The sequence below is a fragment of the Pseudomonas fragariae (ex Marin et al. 2024) genome (assembly GCF_059621105.1).
In genome coordinates, this window is sequence record NZ_CM184369.1 from 845303 (window position 1) to 867600 (window position 22298).

16 protein-coding genes, 4 tRNA genes and 1 pseudogene are annotated in these 22298 nt (G+C 56.4%); 12 read left to right on the forward strand and 9 right to left on the reverse strand.

All coding sequences use genetic code 11. The features are described from left to right. Positions 1 to 81: 81 nt before the first annotated feature. Positions 82 to 1383 carry a transposase gene (locus tag AC54XV_RS03720; RefSeq protein ID WP_496717911.1) on the reverse strand — a complete coding sequence of 434 codons (1302 nt, stop codon included), beginning with the start codon at positions 1381 to 1383 and terminating at the stop codon, positions 82 to 84. A 109-nt stretch (positions 1384 to 1492) separates the two neighbouring features. After that, entirely contained in the window at positions 1493 to 2515 is a 1023-nt protein-coding gene (locus AC54XV_RS03725; protein WP_003371138.1) for an outer membrane protein assembly factor BamD, read from the reverse strand. 149 nt (positions 2516 to 2664) lie between these two features. On the opposite strand from AC54XV_RS03725, the gene rluD reads away from it, so the two are divergent. The 8 genes from rluD (at position 2665) to AC54XV_RS03765 (ending at position 11089) form a co-directional block, all read left to right on the forward strand. Then, positions 2665 to 3627: a 23S rRNA pseudouridine(1911/1915/1917) synthase RluD gene (gene rluD / locus AC54XV_RS03730; RefSeq protein WP_002551999.1), complete on the forward strand. Its 963-nt coding sequence runs from the start codon at positions 2665 to 2667 to the stop codon at positions 3625 to 3627. Continuing rightward, on the forward strand, positions 3624 to 4352 hold the full coding sequence (gene pgeF / locus AC54XV_RS03735) for a peptidoglycan editing factor PgeF (RefSeq protein ID WP_058399558.1): 729 nt from the start codon (positions 3624 to 3626) through the stop codon (positions 4350 to 4352). Before rluD ends, pgeF begins: the two co-directional genes overlap by 4 nt. A gap of 171 nt (positions 4353 to 4523) precedes the next feature. After that, positions 4524 to 7088 (forward strand): ATP-dependent chaperone ClpB, encoded by a 2565-nt coding sequence (clpB, locus tag AC54XV_RS03740; RefSeq protein WP_058399559.1) that lies wholly within the window; start codon positions 4524 to 4526, stop codon positions 7086 to 7088. A gap of 294 nt (positions 7089 to 7382) precedes the next feature. Next, positions 7383 to 7458 (forward strand) — tRNA-Asn (locus AC54XV_RS03745). Positions 7459 to 7487: 29 nt separating this feature from the next. Continuing rightward, positions 7488 to 7564 (forward strand) — tRNA-Pro (locus tag AC54XV_RS03750). A 5-nt stretch (positions 7565 to 7569) separates the two neighbouring features. Beyond that, a tRNA-Lys gene (locus tag AC54XV_RS03755) sits at positions 7570 to 7645 on the forward strand. Between the two features lie 95 nt (positions 7646 to 7740). Then, a tRNA-Pro gene (locus AC54XV_RS03760) sits at positions 7741 to 7817 on the forward strand. Positions 7818 to 8464: 647 nt separating this feature from the next. Beyond that, the gene (locus AC54XV_RS03765; protein WP_496717915.1) at positions 8465 to 11089 is read left to right on the forward strand and encodes an AAA family ATPase; all 2625 of its coding nucleotides are present in this window, start codon (positions 8465 to 8467) and stop codon (positions 11087 to 11089) included. Positions 11090 to 11214: 125 nt separating this feature from the next. Here AC54XV_RS03765 and AC54XV_RS03770 read toward each other — a convergent pair whose 3' ends face one another. The 3 genes and pseudogenes from AC54XV_RS03770 to AC54XV_RS03780 form a co-directional block, all read right to left on the reverse strand. Further along, on the reverse strand, positions 11215 to 12621 hold the full coding sequence (locus tag AC54XV_RS03770; protein ID WP_496717917.1) for a site-specific integrase: 1407 nt from the start codon (positions 12619 to 12621) through the stop codon (positions 11215 to 11217). Further along, positions 12618 to 14429, reverse strand: a pseudogene (mobH, locus tag AC54XV_RS03775) (MobH family relaxase); the annotation flags it as partial. The pseudogene mobH and the gene AC54XV_RS03770, both read right to left, overlap by 4 nt. 523 nt (positions 14430 to 14952) lie before the next feature. Beyond that, positions 14953 to 15645, reverse strand: a complete 693-nt coding sequence (locus AC54XV_RS03780; RefSeq protein ID WP_103736482.1) for an SOS response-associated peptidase family protein — start codon at positions 15643 to 15645, stop codon at positions 14953 to 14955. Between the two features lie 112 nt (positions 15646 to 15757). Here AC54XV_RS03780 and AC54XV_RS03785 point away from each other — a divergent pair, with 112 nt between their 5' ends. The 3 genes from AC54XV_RS03785 (at position 15758) to AC54XV_RS03795 (ending at position 18095) form a co-directional block, all read left to right on the forward strand. Further along, positions 15758 to 16192 carry a LexA family protein gene (locus AC54XV_RS03785; RefSeq protein WP_003318766.1) on the forward strand — a complete coding sequence of 145 codons (435 nt, stop codon included), beginning with the start codon at positions 15758 to 15760 and terminating at the stop codon, positions 16190 to 16192. Beyond that, on the forward strand, positions 16179 to 17459 hold the full coding sequence (gene umuC / locus AC54XV_RS03790) for a translesion error-prone DNA polymerase V subunit UmuC (RefSeq protein ID WP_496717920.1): 1281 nt from the start codon (positions 16179 to 16181) through the stop codon (positions 17457 to 17459). Before AC54XV_RS03785 ends, umuC begins: the two co-directional genes overlap by 14 nt. A gap of 222 nt (positions 17460 to 17681) precedes the next feature. Beyond that, positions 17682 to 18095, forward strand: a complete 414-nt coding sequence (locus AC54XV_RS03795) for a GrpB family protein (RefSeq protein WP_496717922.1) — start codon at positions 17682 to 17684, stop codon at positions 18093 to 18095. Here AC54XV_RS03795 and AC54XV_RS03800 read toward each other — a convergent pair. Then, complete coding sequence (locus tag AC54XV_RS03800; RefSeq protein WP_240035494.1) at positions 18074 to 19000, reverse strand: hypothetical protein; 927 nt, start codon at positions 18998 to 19000, stop codon at positions 18074 to 18076. The genes AC54XV_RS03795 and AC54XV_RS03800 overlap by 22 nt on opposite strands. A gap of 26 nt (positions 19001 to 19026) precedes the next feature. Then, a complete protein-coding gene (locus tag AC54XV_RS03805) occupies positions 19027 to 19416 on the reverse strand; it encodes a hypothetical protein (protein WP_496717924.1) in 390 nt (129 codons plus the stop codon). Between the two features lie 530 nt (positions 19417 to 19946). On the opposite strand from AC54XV_RS03805, the gene AC54XV_RS03810 reads away from it, so the two are divergent. After that, complete coding sequence (locus tag AC54XV_RS03810; protein ID WP_122529218.1) at positions 19947 to 20336, forward strand: DUF3742 family protein; 390 nt, start codon at positions 19947 to 19949, stop codon at positions 20334 to 20336. A 51-nt stretch (positions 20337 to 20387) separates the two neighbouring features. On the opposite strand, the gene AC54XV_RS03815 is transcribed toward AC54XV_RS03810, so the two are convergent. Beyond that, entirely contained in the window at positions 20388 to 21926 is a 1539-nt protein-coding gene (locus AC54XV_RS03815) for a conjugal transfer protein TraG N-terminal domain-containing protein (protein ID WP_496717926.1), read from the reverse strand. Beyond that, a complete protein-coding gene (locus AC54XV_RS03820) occupies positions 21923 to 22297 on the reverse strand; it encodes a hypothetical protein (protein ID WP_496717928.1) in 375 nt (124 codons plus the stop codon). The genes AC54XV_RS03815 and AC54XV_RS03820 overlap by 4 nt, the downstream gene beginning before the upstream one ends. Position 22298: the final 1 nt, after the last annotated feature.

Genomic DNA, 22298 nt, shown 5'->3' on the forward strand with positions numbered 1-22298 from the left:
GCACTGAAGGCAAGCCCAACAAACGCCCCGACTTGTTCGGGGCGTTTGTTTTTGTGTGGGCAACAGTCGAAAAAAAGCTTTTCAGCCCATTAGCGCCATCAATTGGCGGGCTCCGAGTACGCTAATCGCTCGCTTGAGGTTGTAAGCATTCACCGCCAAGGCCATTTCCGCTTTTGCTCCCTCCAACTGGCGCAGCAGGAAGCGACCATTCCCCAACAGCCATTGCTTGAGATTGCCGAAAGGATGCTCAACGATGGATCTTCGACTGGCCATCATTTGCGGATGCGCGAGCATTCGCTGCTCCATTCGCTCAAAGGCTGCCTCATGGGCATGGCGTGAGACATAGCGGCGTTGAGCGCCAGTGCATCGGGATTTGAGTGGGCAGGCGGCGCAGTCGCTGACATGTGCCTGATAGATCCGATCGCCCCTGTTGCGCTGCTTGAGCGTCAACCATTTGCCCGCCGGGCACTGATAGCGATCGTGTTCGGCTTCGTAGGTAAAGTCTTTGCGCTCAAAGAGTTCCTCACCGCCTGGGTTGACCGTGCGATTGGGCGGCACATAGACCGTTATCCCAGCCTCCTCGCCGTCCTGAGTCACTTCATGGTGCAGAATCAGGCAATGTGCGGCGTCCACGGCGGTTTGTACGTTGTAGGCCACACGTGGCCCTTTGGGCGTACGCATCATTCGGGCATCGCTTTCATGGGTGTTGAACTGCTCCAGGCCCATCGAGCTCATCAACGCTTGGCAGCTCTGATTGTCGTGCTGCCGAACTTCAAGCTGCGCCAGTGCTGTTTTGATCGCGCCGCGATCAATCACCTCTCCAGCCTCGGCCTTGTCGGCCTCATCCAGCTCCGCCAGATACTGAGCTATGCGCTTGTCCAGCTTTTCTTCCTGACGCTTGAGTTGTTTGAGGTTCATGTGACGCCGCGAGGAAGCGACAGCCTGAAACTTACTGCCATCGATGGCCACCAAGTCGCCTGCGATCAGACCCGCCATGCGGCAGAATCGAACGAAGGCGCGACACGTCGCCACAAAGGCAAGTTTGTTGTTTTTACGAAAGTCGGCGATGGTCTTGAAATCGGGTTTGAGTCGGTTAATCAGCCACATCACTTCGATATTGCGCTGACACTCGGCTTCAAGACGCCGCGATGAGCGAATCCGCTGGAAATAGCCGTAGAGGTACAGCTTGAGCTGATCGGCGGGGTCATAGGACGGGCGACCGGTGTTCTTGGGAAGCGCTTTATCAAAACCCAGTTGCACCAAATCCAGCTTGGCGACGTATAGGTCTATGACCCGAACGAGGTGATCCTCAGGGATCAACTCTTCCAGCGAGACCGGGAATAGACTGGTCTGGCTGCGAGACTCTCCTTGGATGTAGGCCATAACGAAAAATGCTCCGTACCTTTCGATACGGAGCATTTTCTTTGACCGCTGCAAAGATTGCTAGGTTTTCACACAGTCTGCGAAGGCCTCTTTTTTCATGCGCTGAGGATCAGTCGAACAGACCCAGGGTCATGTAGCTGAACCACGAACGGCTCTTGGTGCCTTTCGCTTCGGCGTCTTTTTCCGCCTGTTCGTCCAGCTCTGCCTGATTCTCCGGCAGCAGCTCTTTCGGAATGGAGTCCTTGGCGTCCTGGTACTGCTTCTTCATGTCCTGATCGGCACGGGTCTGGCCCGGTGGCAGCGGTGCGCTACCGTCGATCAGGCCAAGGGTCGCTTTCGACAGCCATGAGCGGTTATCGGCTTCTGCTTCACGCGGGGTGAACTTGCCGTCAGCCAGTTGCGGGTGGTTCGGGTAGTTGGTCTTCAGCACTTCCAGGCTGGTGGCAGCCAGGTCGTCAAGGTGCAGACGCTGATAAGACTCGACCATCACTGCCAGACCGTCGCCGACCGAAGGCGTCTCCTGGAAGTTTTCCACTACGTAACGGCCACGGTTGGCGGCGGCGACGTAGGCCTGACGGGTCAGGTAGTAGTCGGCTACGTGGATTTCGTAGGACGCCAGCAGGTTGCGCAGGTAAATCATGCGCTGCTTGGCGTCAGGCGCATAGCGACTGTTCGGAAAGCGGCTGGTCAGCTGGGCGAACTCGTTGAACGAGTCGCGGGCAGCACCCGGGTCACGTTTGGTCTGGTCCAGCGGCAGGAAGCGCGCCAGAAGGCCCACGTCCTGGTCGAAGGAGGTCAGGCCCTTCATGTAATACGCGTAGTCGACGTTCGGGTGCTGCGGATGCAGGCGGATGAAACGCTCGGCAGCGGATTTGGCTGCTTCGGGTTCACCGTTTTTGTAGTTCGAGTAGATCAACTCGAGCTGGGCCTGATCGGCGTAGCGACCGAACGGATAGCGAGATTCCAGCGCCTTGAGCTTCTCAGTGGCACTGTTATAGCTGTTATTTCCCAGGTCGGCCTGCGCCTGCTGGTACAGCTCGACTTCGCTGAGGTTTTCGTCGATGACTTCCTTCGACGAACAGGCCGCAGTCAATGCGAGGATGGCGATCAGCAGCAGGTGTTTCACTTGCATGGCGGCTTGCGTCCCTATAACGGCCTGCTGTCTTGGGCGGGGCCGTCCTGTTATGATGAGCGCCCCGCGATACCGGCGGGACAAAAGACGCCGTATTTAACCACAAGCGCGCTGCCGAAACCAAAGGCTAGCCGCCACCTAGTCTGGTCATGTCCGAAAATATAGAACTTCGCGCAGAGGTGCCGTCCGAATTGGGCGGTCAACGCCTCGATCAAGTCGCCGCACAATTATTCGCTGAGCACTCGCGCTCGCGCCTTTCCGCCTGGATCAAGGACGGCCGCCTGACTGTGGACGGAGGCGTTCTGCGCCCTCGCGACATCGTGCACGGTGGCGCTGTTCTCGAGCTGATTGCCGAGCAGGAGGCCCAGGGTGAATGGGTCGCTCAGGACATCGAGCTCGACATCATCTATGAAGACGACCAGATCCTCGTCATCAACAAGCCTGCCGGGCTGGTGGTGCATCCGGCTGCCGGTCATGCCGATGGCACGCTGCTCAACGCCCTGCTGCACCATGTGCCGGACATCATCAATGTTCCGCGTGCCGGCATCGTGCATCGTCTGGACAAGGACACCACCGGTCTGATGGTGGTCGCCAAGACCATTCAGGCACAGACCCAACTGGTTACCCAGTTGCAGAGTCGCAGTGTCAGCCGCATCTACGAGTGCATCGTGATCGGCGTGGTGACCGCAGGCGGCAAGATCGACGCACCGATCGGCCGTCACGGCCAGCAGCGTCAGCGCATGGCGGTGATGGAAGGCGGCAAGCAGGCGGTCAGTCATTACCGCGTGCTGGAGCGCTTCCGTTCGCACACCCATGTGCGGGTCAAGCTTGAAACCGGGCGTACCCACCAGATTCGCGTACACATGGCGCACATCAACTACCCGTTGGTCGGCGACCCGGCCTATGGCGGTCGTTTCCGTATCCCGCCAGCGGCCAGCCTGACCATGGTCGATTCGCTCAAGACCTTCCCGCGGCAGGCGTTGCATGCCCGCTTCCTGGAGCTGGATCATCCGACCACCGGTAAGCGCATGAGCTGGGAATCGCCATTGCCGGACGATTTCGTCTGGTTGCTGTCCTTGCTCAAGCAGGATCGCGAGGCGTTCATCGGGTGAATGACTGGCTGATACCTGACTGGCCTGCGCCAGCACAGATCAAGTCCTGCGTTACCACTCGCTCGGGTGGGGTCAGCCTGGCCCCGTTCGACAGCTTCAATCTGGGCGATCACGTCGATGACAGCCCGCAGGCCGTGGCGACCAATCGCCAGCGCCTGACCTCCAGTCTCAGGGCTCAGCCCGCCTGGTTGAAGCAGGTGCACGGCGTAGACGTCGTACCTGCCGATCCATCCCGCGTCGTTGAAGCCGATGCCAGCTGGACGAGCACGCCTGGCGTGGCCTGCACCATCATGACCGCCGATTGCCTGCCCGCGCTGTTCTGTCGTCGTGACGGTACGCGGGTAGCAGCAGCGCACGCTGGCTGGCGCGGGCTGGCGGCCGGGGTGCTGGAAGCGACGGCCAACAGCCTGCAGAGTGCTGCCGAAGACATCATGGTCTGGTTAGGACCGGCCATCGGCCAGCCGTCGTTCGAAGTCGGCCCCGAGGTGCGCGAGGCCTTTACCGCCAGCCACCCGCAGACAGCCGCTGCGTTTGTCGCCAGTTCGAATCCTGATCGTTTCATGGCCGACATCTACGCGCTCGCCCGGTTACGACTGGCAGCCCAAGGTATCTCTGCCGTGTACGGCGGCGGGCTGGATACCTTCACCGACCCGCGCTTCTTTTCCTACCGCCGCGCCGCGCGCACTGGCCGCTTCGCTTCGCTGATCTGGATCGAACACGCCTGATTGCCGGGCTGTTTTGCACAAGCCAGCTAGGCTTGCCTGAACACTCGTCTGATCTGTATCAACCCCGGCCCGCTTGAAACGCGCAGAATCGTCCGCATCTAACTGGCTATTCAGCAGGTTTTCTTTATAGGTGTGTTCATTGCTCCGGCCTGCATTAAAGGAAGGTGACAAATGCGTATCGACAGATTGACCAGTAAATTACAGTTAGCGTTATCCGATTCCCAGTCGCTGGCCGTTGGCCTCGACCATCCCGCCATCGAACCTGCGCACTTGATGCAGGCGCTGCTTGAGCAGCAGGGCGGTTCCATCAAGCCTCTGCTGTTGCAGGTAGGCTTCGACATCAACAGCCTGCGCAAGGAACTGAGTGCAGAGCTGGACCGCCTGCCAAAAATCCAGAACCCGACCGGCGACGTCAACATGTCGCAGGATCTGGCGCGCCTGCTCAATCAGGCTGACCGTCTGGCGCAGCAGAAAGGCGACCAGTTCATTTCCAGCGAGCTGGTGCTGCTCGCGGCAATGGACGAGAGCAGCAAGCTCGGCAAATTGTTGCTGGGGCAGGGCGTCAGCAAGAAGGCCCTGGAAAATGCCATTAACAACCTGCGCGGCGAAGGTGCCGTGAATGACCCGAACGTCGAAGAGTCGCGTCAGGCGCTGGACAAGTACACCGTCGACCTGACCAAGCGTGCCGAAGAGGGCAAGCTCGACCCGGTGATCGGTCGTGATGACGAGATTCGTCGCACCATTCAGGTCCTGCAGCGCCGCACCAAGAACAACCCGGTGCTGATCGGCGAACCTGGCGTGGGCAAGACCGCCATTGCCGAGGGCCTGGCGCAGCGCATCATCAATGGCGAAGTACCCGATGGCCTGCGCGGCAAGCGCTTGCTGTCGCTGGACATGGGCGCGTTGATTGCCGGTGCCAAGTACCGGGGTGAGTTCGAAGAGCGCCTCAAATCGCTGCTCAACGAACTGTCCAAGCAGGAAGGCCAGATCATCCTGTTCATCGACGAGTTGCACACCATGGTCGGCGCCGGCAAGGGCGAAGGCTCGATGGACGCTGGCAACATGCTCAAACCTGCGCTGGCGCGCGGCGAGCTGCATTGTGTGGGGGCTACCACGCTCAACGAGTACCGCCAATATATAGAGAAGGATGCGGCGCTTGAGCGTCGATTCCAGAAAGTCCTGGTCGACGAGCCAAGTGAAGAAGACACCATCGCGATCCTGCGTGGCCTTAAAGAGCGCTACGAAGTGCACCACAAGGTCGCCATCACTGACGGCGCGATCATCGCGGCGGCCAAGCTGAGCCATCGCTATATCACCGATCGCCAGTTGCCGGACAAGGCCATCGACCTGATCGACGAAGCGGCCAGCCGTATTCGCATGGAGATCGACTCCAAGCCTGAAGTGCTCGACCGCCTTGAACGTCGCCTGATCCAGCTGAAAGTAGAAGCTCAGGCCCTCAAGAAGGAAAAGGACGAGGCAGCGATCAAGCGCCTGGAAAAACTTCAGGGCGAAATCGAGCGTCTTGAGCTTGAGTACGCGGATCTTGAAGAAATCTGGACCTCGGAAAAAGCCGAGGTCACCGGCTCGGCACAGATCCAGCAGAAAATCGAACAGTCTCGCCAGGAACTGGAGGCCGCGCGCCGCCGGGGCGATCTGAACCGCATGGCTGAGTTGCAGTACGGGATCATTCCCGACCTGGAACGCAGCCTGCAAATGGTCGACCAGCACGGCAAGCCGGAAAACCAGTTGCTGCGCAGCAAGGTGACCGAGGAAGAAATTGCCGAGGTCGTGTCGAAGTGGACCGGTATCCCGGTGTCGAAGATGCTCGAAGGCGAGCGCGACAAGCTGTTGCGCATGGAAACCCTGCTGCACAACCGGGTGATCGGCCAGGAAGAAGCGGTGGTCGCGGTCTCCAATGCCGTGCGTCGTTCGCGTGCCGGGCTTTCCGACCCTAATCGTCCGAGCGGATCGTTCATGTTCCTCGGCCCGACCGGCGTGGGCAAGACCGAGCTGTGCAAGGCGCTGGCCGAGTTCCTGTTCGACACCGAAGAGGCGATGGTGCGTATCGACATGTCCGAGTTCATGGAGAAACATTCCGTGGCTCGCCTGATCGGTGCGCCGCCAGGCTACGTCGGTTACGAAGAGGGCGGCTACCTGACCGAAGCCGTGCGTCGCAAACCGTATTCGCTGATTCTGCTCGACGAAGTCGAGAAGGCGCATTCCGACGTGTTCAACATCCTCTTGCAGGTGCTTGAAGACGGACGCCTGACTGACAGCCACGGGCGTACGGTGGACTTCCGCAATACCGTGATCGTCATGACCTCCAACCTCGGCTCGGCGCAGATCCAGGAACTGGTCGGTGATCGTGAGGCGCAGCGTGCTGCGGTAATGGACGCGGTCGGTACGCACTTCCGTCCGGAGTTCGTTAACCGGATCGACGAAGTGGTGATCTTCGAACCGCTGGCGCGTGACCAGATTGCCGGTATCACCGACATCCAGCTGGGCCGCCTGCGCAAGCGTCTGGCCGAGCGCGAGCTGTCGATGACCCTGACCCCAGAGGCGCTGGACAAGCTGATCGCCGTTGGTTACGACCCGGTCTATGGCGCACGCCCGCTGAAGCGGGCGATCCAGCGCTGGATCGAGAACCCGCTGGCGCAGATGATCCTCTCGGGCAGCTTCATGCCCGGCACGACCATCACCGGCAAGGTGGTCGACGACGAGATCACGTTTGTCTGACAGCGCTCGTCAACGCTCTATAGAAGGGCCCTCGAACCGAGGGCCTTTTTTTGAGGCGTGGTCAGCAGTAGAATCAGGCCCGAGAGGCGATCTGAAAAAAAATCGCAAATCATTGTCTTAAAAAGCAATTTATAGGGTTGACAGGTGTTTTTAAAATTGTAGAATAGCGCGCCTCAGAGACGTGAACGCAACGATACAAACGAAGCGCAAAGGTCGATGAGATTGAAATCAACGAGTTAACAGCAAGCTGGTTTCAAGGCAACAGGTTGTAAAGTTGAATCTGAAATCGATAGTTCCGCGATAGCTCAGTTGGTAGAGCAAGTGACTGTTAATCACTGGGTCCCTGGTTCGAGTCCAGGTCGTGGAGCCAGATTTCGCAAGGTTCAATGCAGTTTCAGTCGGGGTATAGCGCAGTCCGGTAGCGCGCCTGCTTTGGGAGCAGGATGTCAGGAGTTCGAATCCCCTTACCCCGACCATATTTGGGTCGTTAGCTCAGTTGGTAGAGCAGTTGGCTTTTAACCAATTGGTCGTAGGTTCGAATCCCACACGACCCACCATTTTTGGTTCCAAGGTTCACCTTGGAGCCGAATCTTAAAGATCTGATGCCACTCGTATCAGGTCGCAGGCAGCTGGTTGAGGTGCCTTGATTTACCGGGGTATAGCGCAGTCCGGTAGCGCGCCTGCTTTGGGAGCAGGATGTCAGGAGTTCGAATCCCCTTACCCCGACCAAACACTGTTGTGGCTGTATCTTTAGGACCTTGATGGGTGTTCATGTCTCAGTTTGAGGCAGGCTTTACCGTATGAGGGGTCTTATACCCAAACAAGCAGCCGTCTGTCGCGAAACATAGCGCCAGCAAGCTGTGATGTCAAATTGGAGCGCCCCGTACCGAGCAAAAGCTTGTGTACGGGGCGTTTTTTTTGGCAAAAAATGCTGTGCTGCGCGTGTATCGGCCCATATGAAGCAGTCATTAGGCCTGATAACTAAATAATCGGCAGTGCGAAGCATCTGCTGATAATGGCAGATTGAGTATTTTTGAGTTTTCTCTCAAGCCCAGCTCAGCATCCGAACACAGGTGAGCGTGCCAGTCAGCAAGCCTCAGTGCACCTACCTACCGAACTGTGCATGATTGACTGCCAGCATCCGCCCGCTATGCATACCACCATCCAAGCCATATGCTGCTTATATTCACGTCGGAGAGCAGAGGCGCTTCTGCAATAGAGGCTGCGAGGCTCTGCCGATCAATTATTTTGCATAGAAGTCTGTAACCTCTTACACCGGACGGAAGCAACAGCTCACCGGCGCAAGTCGCGCAGGCGCGATTAACACCACTCCCCCACATTACCTTGGCTTCATCATTGCTTAAAAGGATATCGGCATGGCGAGCATTCAGTCGGAGTACCATCGGTTCCTAACATATCTGTCCCAGCGTGAGGTGCACGACGACGTGCGCCGGCTCGCGCTCCTGGTGCTCAATCATCTTGAGCCACTTGCCGCGGTCGGTGCGGCACGCCGAGGGCGGTCTACACGTCTGGCACCTTTAGCTATTGCGCATTTGGCTGAGATGCCAGTCGCTTACGAGGAAAATCCTCGCGAGGCAGACGCTGTTTCAGAGCTTGGGCGTCTGCACCAGCTACAGGTCGGACCGTTCCGTGGTTTTATGCGTCCGGAGGCCTTCGACCTCAGCCACGACATTACACTGGTATACGGAGCCAACGGCACCGGTAAGAGCAGTTTTTTCGAGGCGCTAGAAGTTGCGATGCTAGGGTCCATCAGCGAAGCCCAAGTCAAGCGCCTAGACCAACGGCAGTATTGCAACAATGCTCGCTTACGTCGGCATATCCCACCGGTGCTCTCGTCCAGAGACGCAGACGGCGATAGGGTCGTGCAGCCCGATGAGGCGAAGTACCGTTTCTGCTTTATCGAAAAAAATCGCCTTGATGACTTCGCCCGCATAGCAGCACGCACTCCCGGAGATCAGCGCCAGCTTATCGCGACACTGTTTGGTATGGAGCAGTTCGCCGAGTTCGTTCGTGGCTTCAATCCTTCACTTGATCAGGATCTGATGCTTGTCGGCGCTCAAGCCTCTCAATTGACATTGCGTCGACTTCAGCTTTCTAGTTCTGAGCAGGGCATCGCTGCTTATCCTCAAAGAATTGCGGGCATCGAGGAGCAAGAGTGCTTGCTCGCGCAACGCATGTCGCCAGGCTCCACGTATTTGTCCTGTGTAGAATGGCTGCTTGGTACGCCCCAGAAGCAGGGGCGGCTGCCTTATGTTCAAGCGCAACTCAATGCCGTTTCGCCCACGGTCCATGGGATAAGCCGAGACAGGCTGCTCGCGTTACTTGCAGATTCATATCGCGCTCAGGACTTGTGGAAGGAGGCATCTGGCCAGCTCTCCGCTCGTGCAAGTGAGGTGTCATACGCCAAACTTTACGAAGCGGTGCTGGCCTTAGCCGAAGGGGCTACTACCTGCCCAGCATGCGGGACCGGGTTGGCCACGGTCGCCCAAAATCCTTTCACGAAGGCGCGCGCTGGCATCGAGCAACTCGCTCAACTCGCCACCCTTCAGCAGCGTGAGAGCAACCTGCGCGCTGAGTTTAGCGACGCAGTCCGAACGCTATGGGAAGAGATGCACAGGGTAGTAAGCGTCGCAGCAACCGTATGTTTACAAGATCTAAGCGCGCATAGTCTGCCTTTATTGCCCTTAGCTTTTGGCGGTTCCTGGTTGGCCGAATGGGTTGAGGGTGAGCAGCTCGCATGGAAGGGCTTACTTCGCATTGCCGAGATTATCGAGGGGCTTGATACCCAAGCTCGTGAAGCGAACGCGCAACGTATTGCACTTGCCGAGGAGCGAGAAAGGCTTGACCAGAATCGATTGGATGTCGAACGGTTAAGGACGTTGCGAGCAGCAGCTGACCAAGACTTGGCGGCCGCCCATCAGACCGTAGCCCAATTTGATGAAACGAACCTCGAACTGATCCAAGCTGCAACTCAAGAAGTGTCAGTTGTCGCGAAACATCACCGTATCAAAGCAGCCTATGACGGTTTTCTGCCGGTGATCCAGGAGTACGTGGCTGCACTACCGGGAGTTCTTCTTCAAGGGATGGGGGAGCAGACCCGAAATTTATACAACGCATTCAATCGTGGTGATTCGCCCGGTGATTTGCTGCATGCACTTTGGCTGCCAGTGGCAGAAAACGGCAGGATCGATGTAGAGTTCGGCTCCGAACCAGGCACCCGATATGACGCACTAATCGTTTTGAGCGAAGGTCACATCAAGTGCTTGGGCCTAGCGATTTTGCTCGCCAAAAATATCGAACAGCGATGCCCTGTTGTTATCTTCGACGACGTCGTCAATGCGATCGATGATGAACATCGCGACGGTATATGGCGCACTTTCTTCGAGGACGGTGTTCTAGATGGCAAGCAAGTCATCCTTACATCCCATGCCGAAGAGTTTCTGCACCGCATCCAACAAGAGCTTGGTGCTCGGCGTGCTTCGGCCATAAAGCGTTACAAGTTTCTTCCGCACCATGGTGAGCATCAGCTTCGCGTCGATAGCGATCCGCCGGTAAAGAATTATGTGCTGCTGGCCCAACAGGCGTTTGCGGCGGACGAAAAACGGGAGTCGCTGCGTCAGGCGCGCCCAGCGCTGGAGAGCCTGACTGACCGTATCTGGAATTGGCTTGGCCGACGCGCTGATGGTCGCATTGAGCTGAAGCTCGGAGGACCACGCGCGCAGTGGGAGCTTAACAATAAATGTACCAAGCTGCGGTCGGCTTTGACCCGCCTTGCGGGGCAGTACCCTGGCACCACAAATGTCGTAACCGCACTTGACCGATTATTAGGCGTGGGTGCGGGGAGCATTGAGTGGGGTTATCTCAACAGCGGAGTGCACGATTCGCAACGAGACCATGAATTTGATCGCGCTACAGTGCGAACAATTATCGAATCAATCACCGAGTTTGACCTCGCATTGGAGTTACTAATCGGTCGTTGACGGTTTTGCATAATCCCCCTGACGCGAAATCGCGCCGTAGCAACTCGTCCTATCCCGACGATAGTCTCGGCGCGGCACAGCCTGTCCGAATCACTGTGCTCTAAATAGTGGTTGATTACATAGACTCAAGTTCCTGACCTGCCGATCCATCCGGCCAATTCCAGCATTTCCGGGCGTAGATGCCGAGCATCCTGGCTTGGGACAGGTCTTTCCTCGATCACTGGTTCAGCACCAGCTCCTCCGCCGGCAATGTTGTTCTGTACCCACCTGGTGAGTTCCCCCAAGCTTCTCAATAGATCTTCTGGACTGGAGCAGCCTAACGGTAGCTGGCTGACTGCGGTGTCGCGGTCACTAGCGGGTGAGGGCGTTTCGTCGCGGTTCACTGTCCTGGTATCTGGAGCAGTTGACGGGCTCATTGTCGAGACCGGTGTAGGCAATGCGCGGGGCCTGGCCAAGGCCCGGCCAGCAGAGCTTTCGGCTTCTGCAGTTGTTTCGCGAGCCGTAGTCAACGGAGTCAAGTCCTTAACTGGAGCAGATATTGATCGGTGTCTATCAGCACGCAGGGTCGCATCCGGTTTTGCCATGTAGCTGATTTTGGCCGGCCGCTTTCCTCGTTCATTCATCACCTCCCGCATCATGTCGTAGTCGGGTTCGATGTAATCCATCGTGGTAGCTATATTCGAGTGGTTCAGCAATTTCTTGGTCAGATAGATGTTGCGCTCCGGTAGCGTCATCAGCTCACTGGCGATCGTGTGTCGGAAGCGGTGAGGCGTCATCCGTATACCGGTCATCGCAGTGAGTTTTTTATACATCGCCTCGACTTGGTTGGAGTTCATCTCATGGCGGCGGTAGTGGCCTGAAAATCTGTTTACGTTGAACAACTGGTCGCCAGGCTGGAACCTCAAGGCCTTCGCTGCGTGCATAAGCGTTTCTAGCTGAGCCATCAGACCGTCCGGGATAGGAATCAGGAACTCACGATGAGTCTTCTCCGTTTCGCCTCTAACTCTGATCAGCCGGTCGCGCAGGTATACATCCGCATATCTCAGGCATAGCAGCGCGTTGAGCCTGATCCCCGTGTAGTAGAACGTTTCGAACACGCTCAGCCAGAACCAGGCAGGTGTAATTTCCGTCCGTTTTGCGGTGGCACGCTCCTCTGCGGTCAGCATCCTCAACCAGTTACGGGCGCGGACGCTTGCGTCGTTCGCAACTGTCTTTTTTGGGCGCTTGGGCGGCATCACACGCGTGTTTTTAAGTGGGTTAACAACCAGATCCAGCAGACCGTGCTCGATTGCATAGCCGTATATGGTGCGCAAATGGCTGGAGTACGTGTTCCAGCTGCGCTTGGAGATCCGCTCGAGCTCAGACCTGCGCCAGTCAAGCATGTCGCGGTGGGTCGTCTCACAGGCAAGGCAGTCGCCGAAGAATCTGACGTAGGATTTTGTGGCAGCCCAATAGATCTTGACGGTGTCGGGCCTAAGGTCATGAGTGAGTATGTATTCCTGGGTCAGTTCCGGAAGCGTCATCGGTTTCATTCAGATGTGTCCTTGTCTACCAATTCTGCCAAGCTGATGACCGGGTTGTCATAGGGCACCTCGCTGAAAACGTCGGTAGGTTCTATGAGCAGATAACCCCGCAGTTGCTTGCTTTTTCGTGGTCCTTTGACCAGGCATGTCCAGATGTTCAGGCCTGCGCCAGTCTTGCGATGTTTTTTCAGCTTCTCAAAAGAACGCTGAACGACCTGCCAAGCTTCTAGATCTCGCTCTTTAGCCTCACGCTCTATGTCTGGGTGCTCAAGTGCGTAACGTTTGAATATGTCCGGGCTTACCAGGAACGCAGTGCCATCCACGGTATGCACACGTGCCTTGGCGTCATTGATGATGATCCTGTGGGAGATCACGCCCCCCTTCAGCCAGGTGAGGAAGTTCGAGCCGTGGCTTGAGCTACCTTCCGGCGAGACTTTTGCCGGCTCTTCGACTGGGGCTGTGTGGTTTTCTGCCTTGTTACCCACAAGCTGCCGAGGTTGGCTAAGACGGGTAGCTGCCGGAGGAGGGGGCAAAAACGGAATCTGGTCATCATCGCCCACCGGCTCGGGTGCTGGTTGAGTCGATGCTGTCGCTACCGGGTCCGGGAACAGATCGAGCAGCTCGTCCAGCGCATCAAAATCTTTTGCTGCAGCAGGTGCTTGCTTAGGTGCAGGGCGCGCTTCTGATGCTGATGCTGCAGGCGTATTTTTGCTGTTCACCGGTTGAGATTCGTCGCCTCCAGCAGGAACTTGCTCGTTGTCATCCGCCATTGGCGCAGATTCCACGGTCAGCGTGCCGGTATACGTCTCAGGTCTATCAGTGGTGTTTGGCCAGATCAGTGCCGGCGCTATTTTCAGCACTGTGAACGTGTTCTTCCAGCCGCGACCATTATCGATGCTGGCCTTCCAAATGGCTTTTCCCTCTCCGTTGGGCTGAATGATCGCTTGATCCTGGAGCAGATTAAACATTGGGGCGTTGGAGGTGGGGATGTGTTCGATACCCTGAGACAATAGAAGAGCTCTGAGCTGATCTACGGCTGGCTTGCTGACAAGCCACAAGCCTTCCTGAGTCAGCCATCCGTCCGAGGGGCCGTCGGGCTGGTTCAACTTGAATTTATCCGCCACGAGCATCCTCAAGCCTTCAGCCAACTGCCGTTGGATAGACTGTTTGGGCGCTGACATAGCCCTACCAGGATTGCCTCCGAGTTCCTGTGCCACGGAAGCCTGGTCTGCTTGGGAGACAATTTCACCAAGGATATCGGCATGCTCATACTGACCTGCGAACGCGAACACGAGTTGAGACCAGAGCTCGGGAAACCCGCTGAGCCAGTCCAGTGCCTTTGCCGGAATTACATTGGAGTAGATCAGCGACGAAGCGGCTCCATGTAACCGATAGTCTCGACCTTTCACGTACTTGAATCGGTATGGCTGATCCAGAGGCCCATGCCATGGATGCCAGATAGTGCCATCTGCGAGCTCAACCTTGACGTCTACTGCAATCTTGCCCAGGTCGTGGACGAGCGCACCATAGGCCGATGCTGCAGACCATGCTTCCGACTGGGCCGCCTGCGACTCGGGCGGTGCTCCGATGGGGAGCAAATACATTTGCCGTATCTTCAATGCGTAGGCGACGATTTCGAGACCGTGATCCAGCATGCCACTATGATATGCATGGTGGTGATTCTCAGAGGCAGGGAGATGCTGCACCAAGGCTGCATAGCTCTTGAATGCCTGCATGTAAAGGGTCTCGAACTGCTCACGCGGCAGAGAGGTCCGCTGCCAGATGTTTTCAATCAACTGGCGCCGTCGGGAAGTTGACAGCAACGCGTCGGGAGATTCTGGTTTGAAAAAGCCTGCAGCAGCATTGGACGATATCGGAGACGCTTTTCTTCGCGTGAAGAAACTGAGCATATAGGCACCCATGATGAAGTCATTGGTGGGCCTTTTGCTCTATATGGCTCAGCGTGACAAGTCGAAACCTATATCCGTCCTGGAAAGGTTATATGCATAAGACGCCACCTGATTGGGCGGGATCCAAGTAGTGTCAGTAATCGGATGTTGCCACGCTTGCGTGGAAAAATGTAGCCTCCAAGTATCTGTTAAGTAACATTTTTTATAAGGTTCATTTTTATGGAGGCCGCCTCTCGTACCCTTTTGGCATCCATTTCCGGCGGACTCGCCGGCCTTTTCGGGTAAGGCACTTACCCTTATTCCCCCATTCCATTCAAACCCTTCGCTTTGCCATTTGCTTCAGCCCATTTCGCCCCTTTCGGTGCGGACGACGTTCGGCAGACGAAGACGGACAGCCCCTGGTCGAGTCGAAGTCAAAGGCATGGGGCAGTCAAAGCCCGACAGGCTGGATGAGCTCCGGTCCTTGATTCCGCACGTTCCCCACTGCGCGATCAACCGGGAACCATTCAAAATCGTCAACAATCCTGCAGTGCTCTTTTGCCAACGCTTCGGCTTTCTGCGGTGCTGTTTCGGAATCAAGCCATGCCCGCGCATCTTCTGCTGTCAGTACCACCGGGCGGCGATCATGAATGTCCACCATTCCCGAGTCGCTTGCCGACGTGATGATGACGAACCCGTCACCATCATGCGGTTCAAGCCCTCTGTGCACCTGGGCCAACGCCGCGAAGAACATGGGCTTTTTACTCTTAAGGCGGATGAAGTAGGCCTGCTTTTTCTTGGGGTCATCCGGGTCCTTCACCCATTCAAACCAACCGTTCGCTGGTGCAACTGCCCGTCCGTTAGGCCATAGCTCCTTGAAGAATTTTCCCGTCATCACGGTTTCGACTCGCGCGTTGATTGGTGCTGGTCGTTTGCCTTTTGCCCAGAAAGGCTCCCACCCCCACCGAACCTTGTCGACACTCAGGCCCTCCTCGGTGGGACGGATGATCTCAACCCGGGTACTAGGGGCCACGTTGTAGCGCTCTATGGGCCTTAGGTCGTACCCATTGATCACGAGCTGCTCTGGGGCAAGCTCCTTGAGGTAGTGGTCCATGGATTCGTAGATCGAGTAGCGTCCGCACATGATGTCACCCCTAATGTCACTCGTCGAAAATGCCTTTCAGTACGATTGACCGCGCGCGGGCCAAAGAGTTAACTGTATATCTATACAGCTAGCTTATCGAAAGGTCTTCATCATGAGCGTAGTCATTCTTGGTCCGTTGTCTGAAGGGGGTATCAAGCTACCGCTCTACTCATTTCAGGTGCCAGCTGGGTTTGCTTCTCCCGCTGTCGATTACATCGAGAAGCACGTGTCTCTGGACGAACTGGCCGAGGTACGGGCACCGCATGTCTACCTGGCGAAAATTCTCGGAGACAGCATGATTGGGGCAGGTATTTTTGATAAGGATCTGATCGTCGTTGATCGCAGCCGCACTGCCGAGCATGGAGAGATCGTTGTGGCAGCGCTTAATAATTCGGAACCGATTTGCAAGCGGCTCTTCATGATGGATGGGGTTGTCAAACTTCAATCCGAAAATAGTGCCTACCCGTCCAAGCACATCCTGGAGGGTGACAACCTCGTCATCTGGGGCGTAGTGAACTACAGCATGCGCCGTCATGGAAAAGCATGAGGCTGTCTTCGCGCTTATCGATTGCAATTGCTTCTATGCCAGCTGCGAGCGTGTTTTTCGTCCAGATCTGGAGAAAACGCCCATCGTGGTACTCAGCAATAACGACGGTTGCGTCATCGCCCGTAGCTACGACGCCAAGCCATTTGTGAAAATGGGCGCTCCCTATTTTCAGATCAAAGAGGTGTTGCGCCGCAACGGCATCAAGGTGTTCAGCAGCAACTATGCGCTCTATGGCGACATGAGCGAGCGTGTCATGTCGATCATCGAGTCGATGGTGCCAGCCTCCGAGGTCTACAGCATCGATGAGGCGTTTGCAGACCTCACCGGCGTGCCTGGCGATCTCACAGCGTTCGGTCGACGCATCCGGGCGAACATTCTCAAATGCACTGGCATTCCTGTGGGTGTGGGTATCGGTCCTACGAAAACGCTCGCCAAGCTGGCAAACCACACTGCTAAGCGACTGCTATCCCATACAGGCGGTGTTGTAGACATTTGCGACCTGCATAACCGCAACTGGGTACTGCGTAATACGGCGGTCTTAGAGGTCTGGGGGGTAGGGAAGAAGATGAATGCCCACCTGGAGGCTATGAACATCCGCACCGCAATGGACCTTGCAACGGCCGACCCGCGTACTCTGCGCGACCGGTTCAGCGTGGTCATTGAAAAGACCGCACGTGAACTGGCAGGTACTTCGTGCCTGGAGCTGGGCGAAGCTGCACCACCCAAGCAGGAGATCTGTTGCAGCCGAATGTTCGGAAAACGGCTAACCACCATTCAGCCTATCAAAGAGGCTGTGGCCACCTACACTCAGCGTGCGGCCGAGAAGCTCCGTTCTCAAAACTCGCTGTGCAAGAAGATCCGCGTCAGCATCCGTACCGGCATGTTCAATCCGGAAAAAGCCAAGTACGCCAACGGCGCTTTGGTTGAATTGCCATATCCCACCAACGACGTGCGCTTGATGACCAGGGCGGCGACTGAGGCAGTGAATCGTTTGTTTCGACCGGGGTTCAAGTACAGCAAAGCTGAGGTTCTGTTGCTGGATCTGAGACAGCCTGGAGAATTTACGGATGACATGTTCGCTGCTTCGCAGCCAGCATCTTCGGAGAAGGTGATGGGAGTCCTGGATGAGATCAACACACGCTGGGGCAGAGGGACTTTACGAGCTGGGAGTGTTCCGTTCAATCCGGAATGGGCTATGCGTCGCGAGCTGATGAGTCAAAGTTATACAACCAGGCTCGATCAGTTGTGGGAGGTGAAAAGTCTCTAGTAGCTCTGTAAAGTGCGTAATCGCATGGACTTGACCACCCATTTGTATTCGACTTGACCAATTGTTTGCATCGGATCTGACCCGCGCAATGGGCGCGCCTTGACCGGCAGGAATCGGCCGATAGCAGCCGCTCTCTTCTTGAGGGACAATCCAGCGCATTACCTATTTGCCTCCAAGGAACGGACGTGGCGATAACTATCAGGATTTCCCCTATGACCCTGAATGGCCCGACCGCCTCCAGCAGACAAGTCACTCATTGCCTCAGCCTTTGGCGATGAATTTAACGACATCCACCACGTCAGGAGCACAGCTGTTCCAGGGCTCGCGGCCAAGCCTGGGATCGATGTTCTCATCGAGGATGGATTGCATCGCAATGAGCTGGCGCGAGACGAGTTTTTGTTGGCGTTGGGGTATGTTCGAGGCAGTGATCTATCGGAAGGGCATCATTTCTACCGGCGCAACGTGCATGGGGTCCGCACCCACAAGCTCCACGTTTCCAGGCGTGGACACCTTTCGATAAACCACATGCTGGGGTTCCGGGATTTGCTCAGGAACGATGCATTGATCCGCCTACTATATGAGGACTCCAGAGCACTGCCACGATGCGCGCAACATCACTCCTCCGGCTGCTCTTGAACCCCCAGATCTCGATACCTTTGCTTACCCCACACGCTAGGATCTGGAGTCACCTCAATCACCCTGGTCGGCGGAGTATTGATACGAAACCCAGGCTCCATTTTTGCCCGCATTTCGAGGTACTGGCCGAGGAAGGCGTCGTACGCCAGGCGGGGCGCGTACTGCACGTTTCCTTTCTGGTCCACCGCCTCGCCATGATAGAAAAAGTCCACACCCTGGGCGAGTGGCAGTGACAGACTGGCGATAGGCTTGTAGTCACCCTCATAAAGCGTGAGTCGCAACTTGGCCCCGGTCCCGTACAGCAGCCCCATCTGTTCGGCGAACCAGTTGATGTATCTGTCGCCGTTGATCCGTGTCGGTTCGACAGGCAATGTATAAGCACTGTCCAGGTCACGGTTTTTACGCAGGCGGCTGGCCATGCCATTCAGCTCCAACCCTTCACCGAACTTGATGTCGACCTGTTCTCCAGCCTCGATCTTGATTGGCTTGTTCACTGAAAGCGCAGGCCACAGCAAGTTTCTAAAGCCGAATGAGCCGCCGCCCTTGGACAGATTTGTCGCCTGCAATATCTCCCACTTGGCTGCTGTCAGGACAATGGGCGCCGCCGTGATGTTCGTCGCGCGCACGGACAAGAAAACCTGCTCGTTAACGGATTGCTTGTCACCGCCGGGTCGTCCGAATATCGGAGTCGGGCTAAGCCAAGCCTCTGCAACAAAGAGCCTGCGGCCCTGGCTCGCGGCAGTGATGTTGGTCAGGCGTTCCAACGCTTCTTTGGTGATACCGATGCAATAACTTGTCCCCGATGCGCCCGCACCGGTGACGATGGACGAGCATGGGCCCGTGGTCTGCATATTTGGTGACTGCGCCAGGGCCAGCGGATGCATCACCAGCACCGAAAGCATCATCGCCGCACGGCGAAGTTTAGCCCCCCTCATGGCCGGGTATCGACTGTGGACTTAACCACAGCGCCTTGCCCGGTAACGATCGGCGAGGCCGCTCCGTGGGTGGACATTCCGTCCTTTACAGGGGTTTGTGCATGCGCCGATTTAGTTGGCCCGGTGACGTGGACCTCGACCTTCGCGTCAGGTGCGGTAACGATGGGAGAGCCGGCGTTGTGGGTGGCAATAGAGGGGGCAGGTTGCTCCGCCGGATCGAGTTTCACGCCGACTCCATTGCCCTTTGCATCAATCTGTAGTCCGCGATTTTGAACCAGCGCTGCAGCGACCATTAGTGCGACCACAATGACCAGCGAGATAGTCACAATCGATCTCTTGCGGCTGCTCCGCCCGCGCGCGCGCGTTTTCTGCGAGAAGTTGTTCAACTCCAAACTCCTGTAAATGATGTGTGCGGTATCCGTACGGCCGCTGCACGCAGCGGCGGTTTCAAACTACTTACGAAGCTCACGAGTGTACATGAGCACACTCATTGGTGTTCTCTAAATCTTCATTGCTCAGCTTGCAAGCCTGCGGCCAGGAATTAGGCAGGATGGGTTATAAACAGAGGGCGAGAGCGACTCGTTGTCGCCAAACCTTTCTGATCGCGACCGACTGCTTCTGGCCGATTTCTGCCGGTCAAGGCGCGCCCATTGCGCGGGTCAGATCCGATGCAAACGACTGGGCAAGTCGAATGCAATTCTTCAGTAAAGGTAGGGATCAAGGTGCGGACGCACTTGGATTACTGGAACAGTATTTCATTTGAAAACACTGTCGAACCGAAGCGCTATACGGTTTGAAACAGTCGGCCGGCTGTTTGTCGGAAGGTTGATTTCTAAGGGAAAGTAGGTTGAATATGTGAGTTTATAGGTCTATAAATGATGTCAGAACGATATGTTGGTTGAGTCACGAGGTGGCTATGAGCACAGTTAAAGTACAAGGTAACGCTGCAATGCGGATCGGGCAGGGCCTGGGCCGTGGTGTGGCTGCAGTTTTGCGCCTGGAAAAAGCTTTGTGGTCATCGCTAGGCCGTGCCGGTATACCTGCATTCATTGTGACCGCTGTGAAGTGGAGTGCTCGGGCGGCTGTACTCGGTGCTGGAGCGCTGCTCGCAACTTGGGGCTTGCTACAGCTTCTTGGATTGCTTGCCATCATCGCGATCGGAATCGGTATCTTTAGCAGCCCTTCGATTCAGCAGGGGTCGCAGAGCGTCGACTTCGACCTGGATGCCAACAAGGCAGCGAAGATCGAAGTCCGTGAAGGCTTGGATGGTTATGGGACTTATGTTGGTAGCCACCGGGTCGAGTAAGTGCGCCAGGTAGCTGTTTCAAACCAGTACCACGCACATTTACGCAGTTGGTCAGATCTTCCCTTTGGCTGCTGACATAGCCAACTGTCCACCTTTCCCTCCAGCGTCCTGAGCCCCACTAGTGCCAGTAGCCAATCCGCTCATCAAGCTTCCTAGTTTTGCACCACTCCAGCCCAACGCGACTATCCAAAAGCTGGGGAGCACGATGAACATCGCTCCCATCACGAAGTCCAGCAGCAGATCTCCTTGCGCATTGCTCGCTCCAAATACCGGGTCAAAATTGGTGTGAGGAACGTTGCTGCCGATCCCGTTGCCGTAGAGGGCATCGAGAATCGTACTGTCTACCCATCGTGCGAGCTGGAACCAGAAGTCCACGAAAATCAAGGCAAATGCTGCGAAAGTCACCGTCATCACGACTTTCAAGTCGAACGCCCCAATCAGCAGTACAAACGGAATGCTAATGATGAGAGCCATCTTTAGGAAGGCCATCACCATGGGCGCTGCTTGCCTTACACTGTCCATGGCTGGATACATCACAAGAGATCCTGCTGCCTGACCAGCTGTAGCTGCAAGGCGTGTGAAGTCATTTAGCACAGAGCCACCGACTTGACCGCCATAGTCTGAATAAACCTGACCCTGGGTCAGTTGCTGCTTCCTCGGAGAGACCAGATCCCGGATGACCGAGTCGCTCACTTCGGTCTGGGTCATGAATTTTGCCCACTGAGCAAGCTTGCTCAGCAGATCTGGACTGACCTGTTCCAGCAGCCTGGTTCTGAGCCCGACGCTTTCATCCGACCACCATTGAGTGCATGTAGGAAACCCACCACCACCAGTGGTTTGTGGCAGGCCCGCGTCCCGGGTTGCGTCATAGGGCCATTTGGTTCGGGGAGTGTGTGACCTGAACCCAGAGAAACCATCGCTGTAATAGCCGGATGTTTGCAGAAAGAAGTGCGAACCGATCCAGTTGACGTCGTTGAGTTGATCATTGCTGAGGGTAGGCTGGGTCATGAACAGCTTTGCGCGCGCACGTGCGTAGCAATCGTTCGTGAAGTCAGCGACCTCCTGGGCAAGCAGCGGATCATTGATGCGGGCTTTGTTGACGTCCATCCGGACCTGTTGCAAGTCCACTCCACAGGGAATAGCTGCGACTGAGGCCGCAGTTGCTGCCTTGGACATCGCATGCACAAACAGCCACCAGACGGGCACTGTGGCGCTTTTACCGTTCAGCGTACTGAAGGATGTTTCCCAGCCTGTATCAGTTGGATTGGGTATTGAGTATTGGCATTGCTCTGAGCGGCTTCGGTCGAACTGGATGGTATCAATGCTGACGTTTACCAGAGGCATGCAAGCCAGGATGATGACTAGGATTGCCGTGTAGAACCGGTTTTCTACTCGGGCCAACGAGAGTACGCCCTTGTTGCCCTCATCAGCTCCCTCACCGCGGGCTCTGAGCCATTCGCTGATGACAATGGCGGCAAAGGGGGCTGCGAAGAGCCCGCTGTCCTCGATCATGTTCCAGATGCCGCCGTTTATGAGCCATCCGACCAACGTCAGGTAATACTCAAGGTAGTCATTCGTGTGCAAGATCATGGCAGGTCAACTCCCGCTACAGTGGCGGCGCGCCGAAGCTCGAAAAGGAGAATGACGAAGATGGCCATGACCTCGCAGCGACGAAGTCCCGATGGGAATAGATTTGTGTCTGATGCTCGCTGTTTAAGGGTGCGCCTTAGCCTGTACCAGCCGAGCCCTATCGCTGCATAAAGCGACAGCCGCCAGGCCAGCATGTAGTTGTAGTGTGCTTTTTGCCATTCCCTGAACTGCTCAACATCCCCAAAGAAATGTGCGATGGCTGTCATGAAAGTCACAGCCAGAACAATGGTCAGCAAGACCGGCCAGGTGAATGACACGAGCGCTTTCACGCCCCTACGCAGCCACCCATTGGCAACCGGCAATGAGTTCATA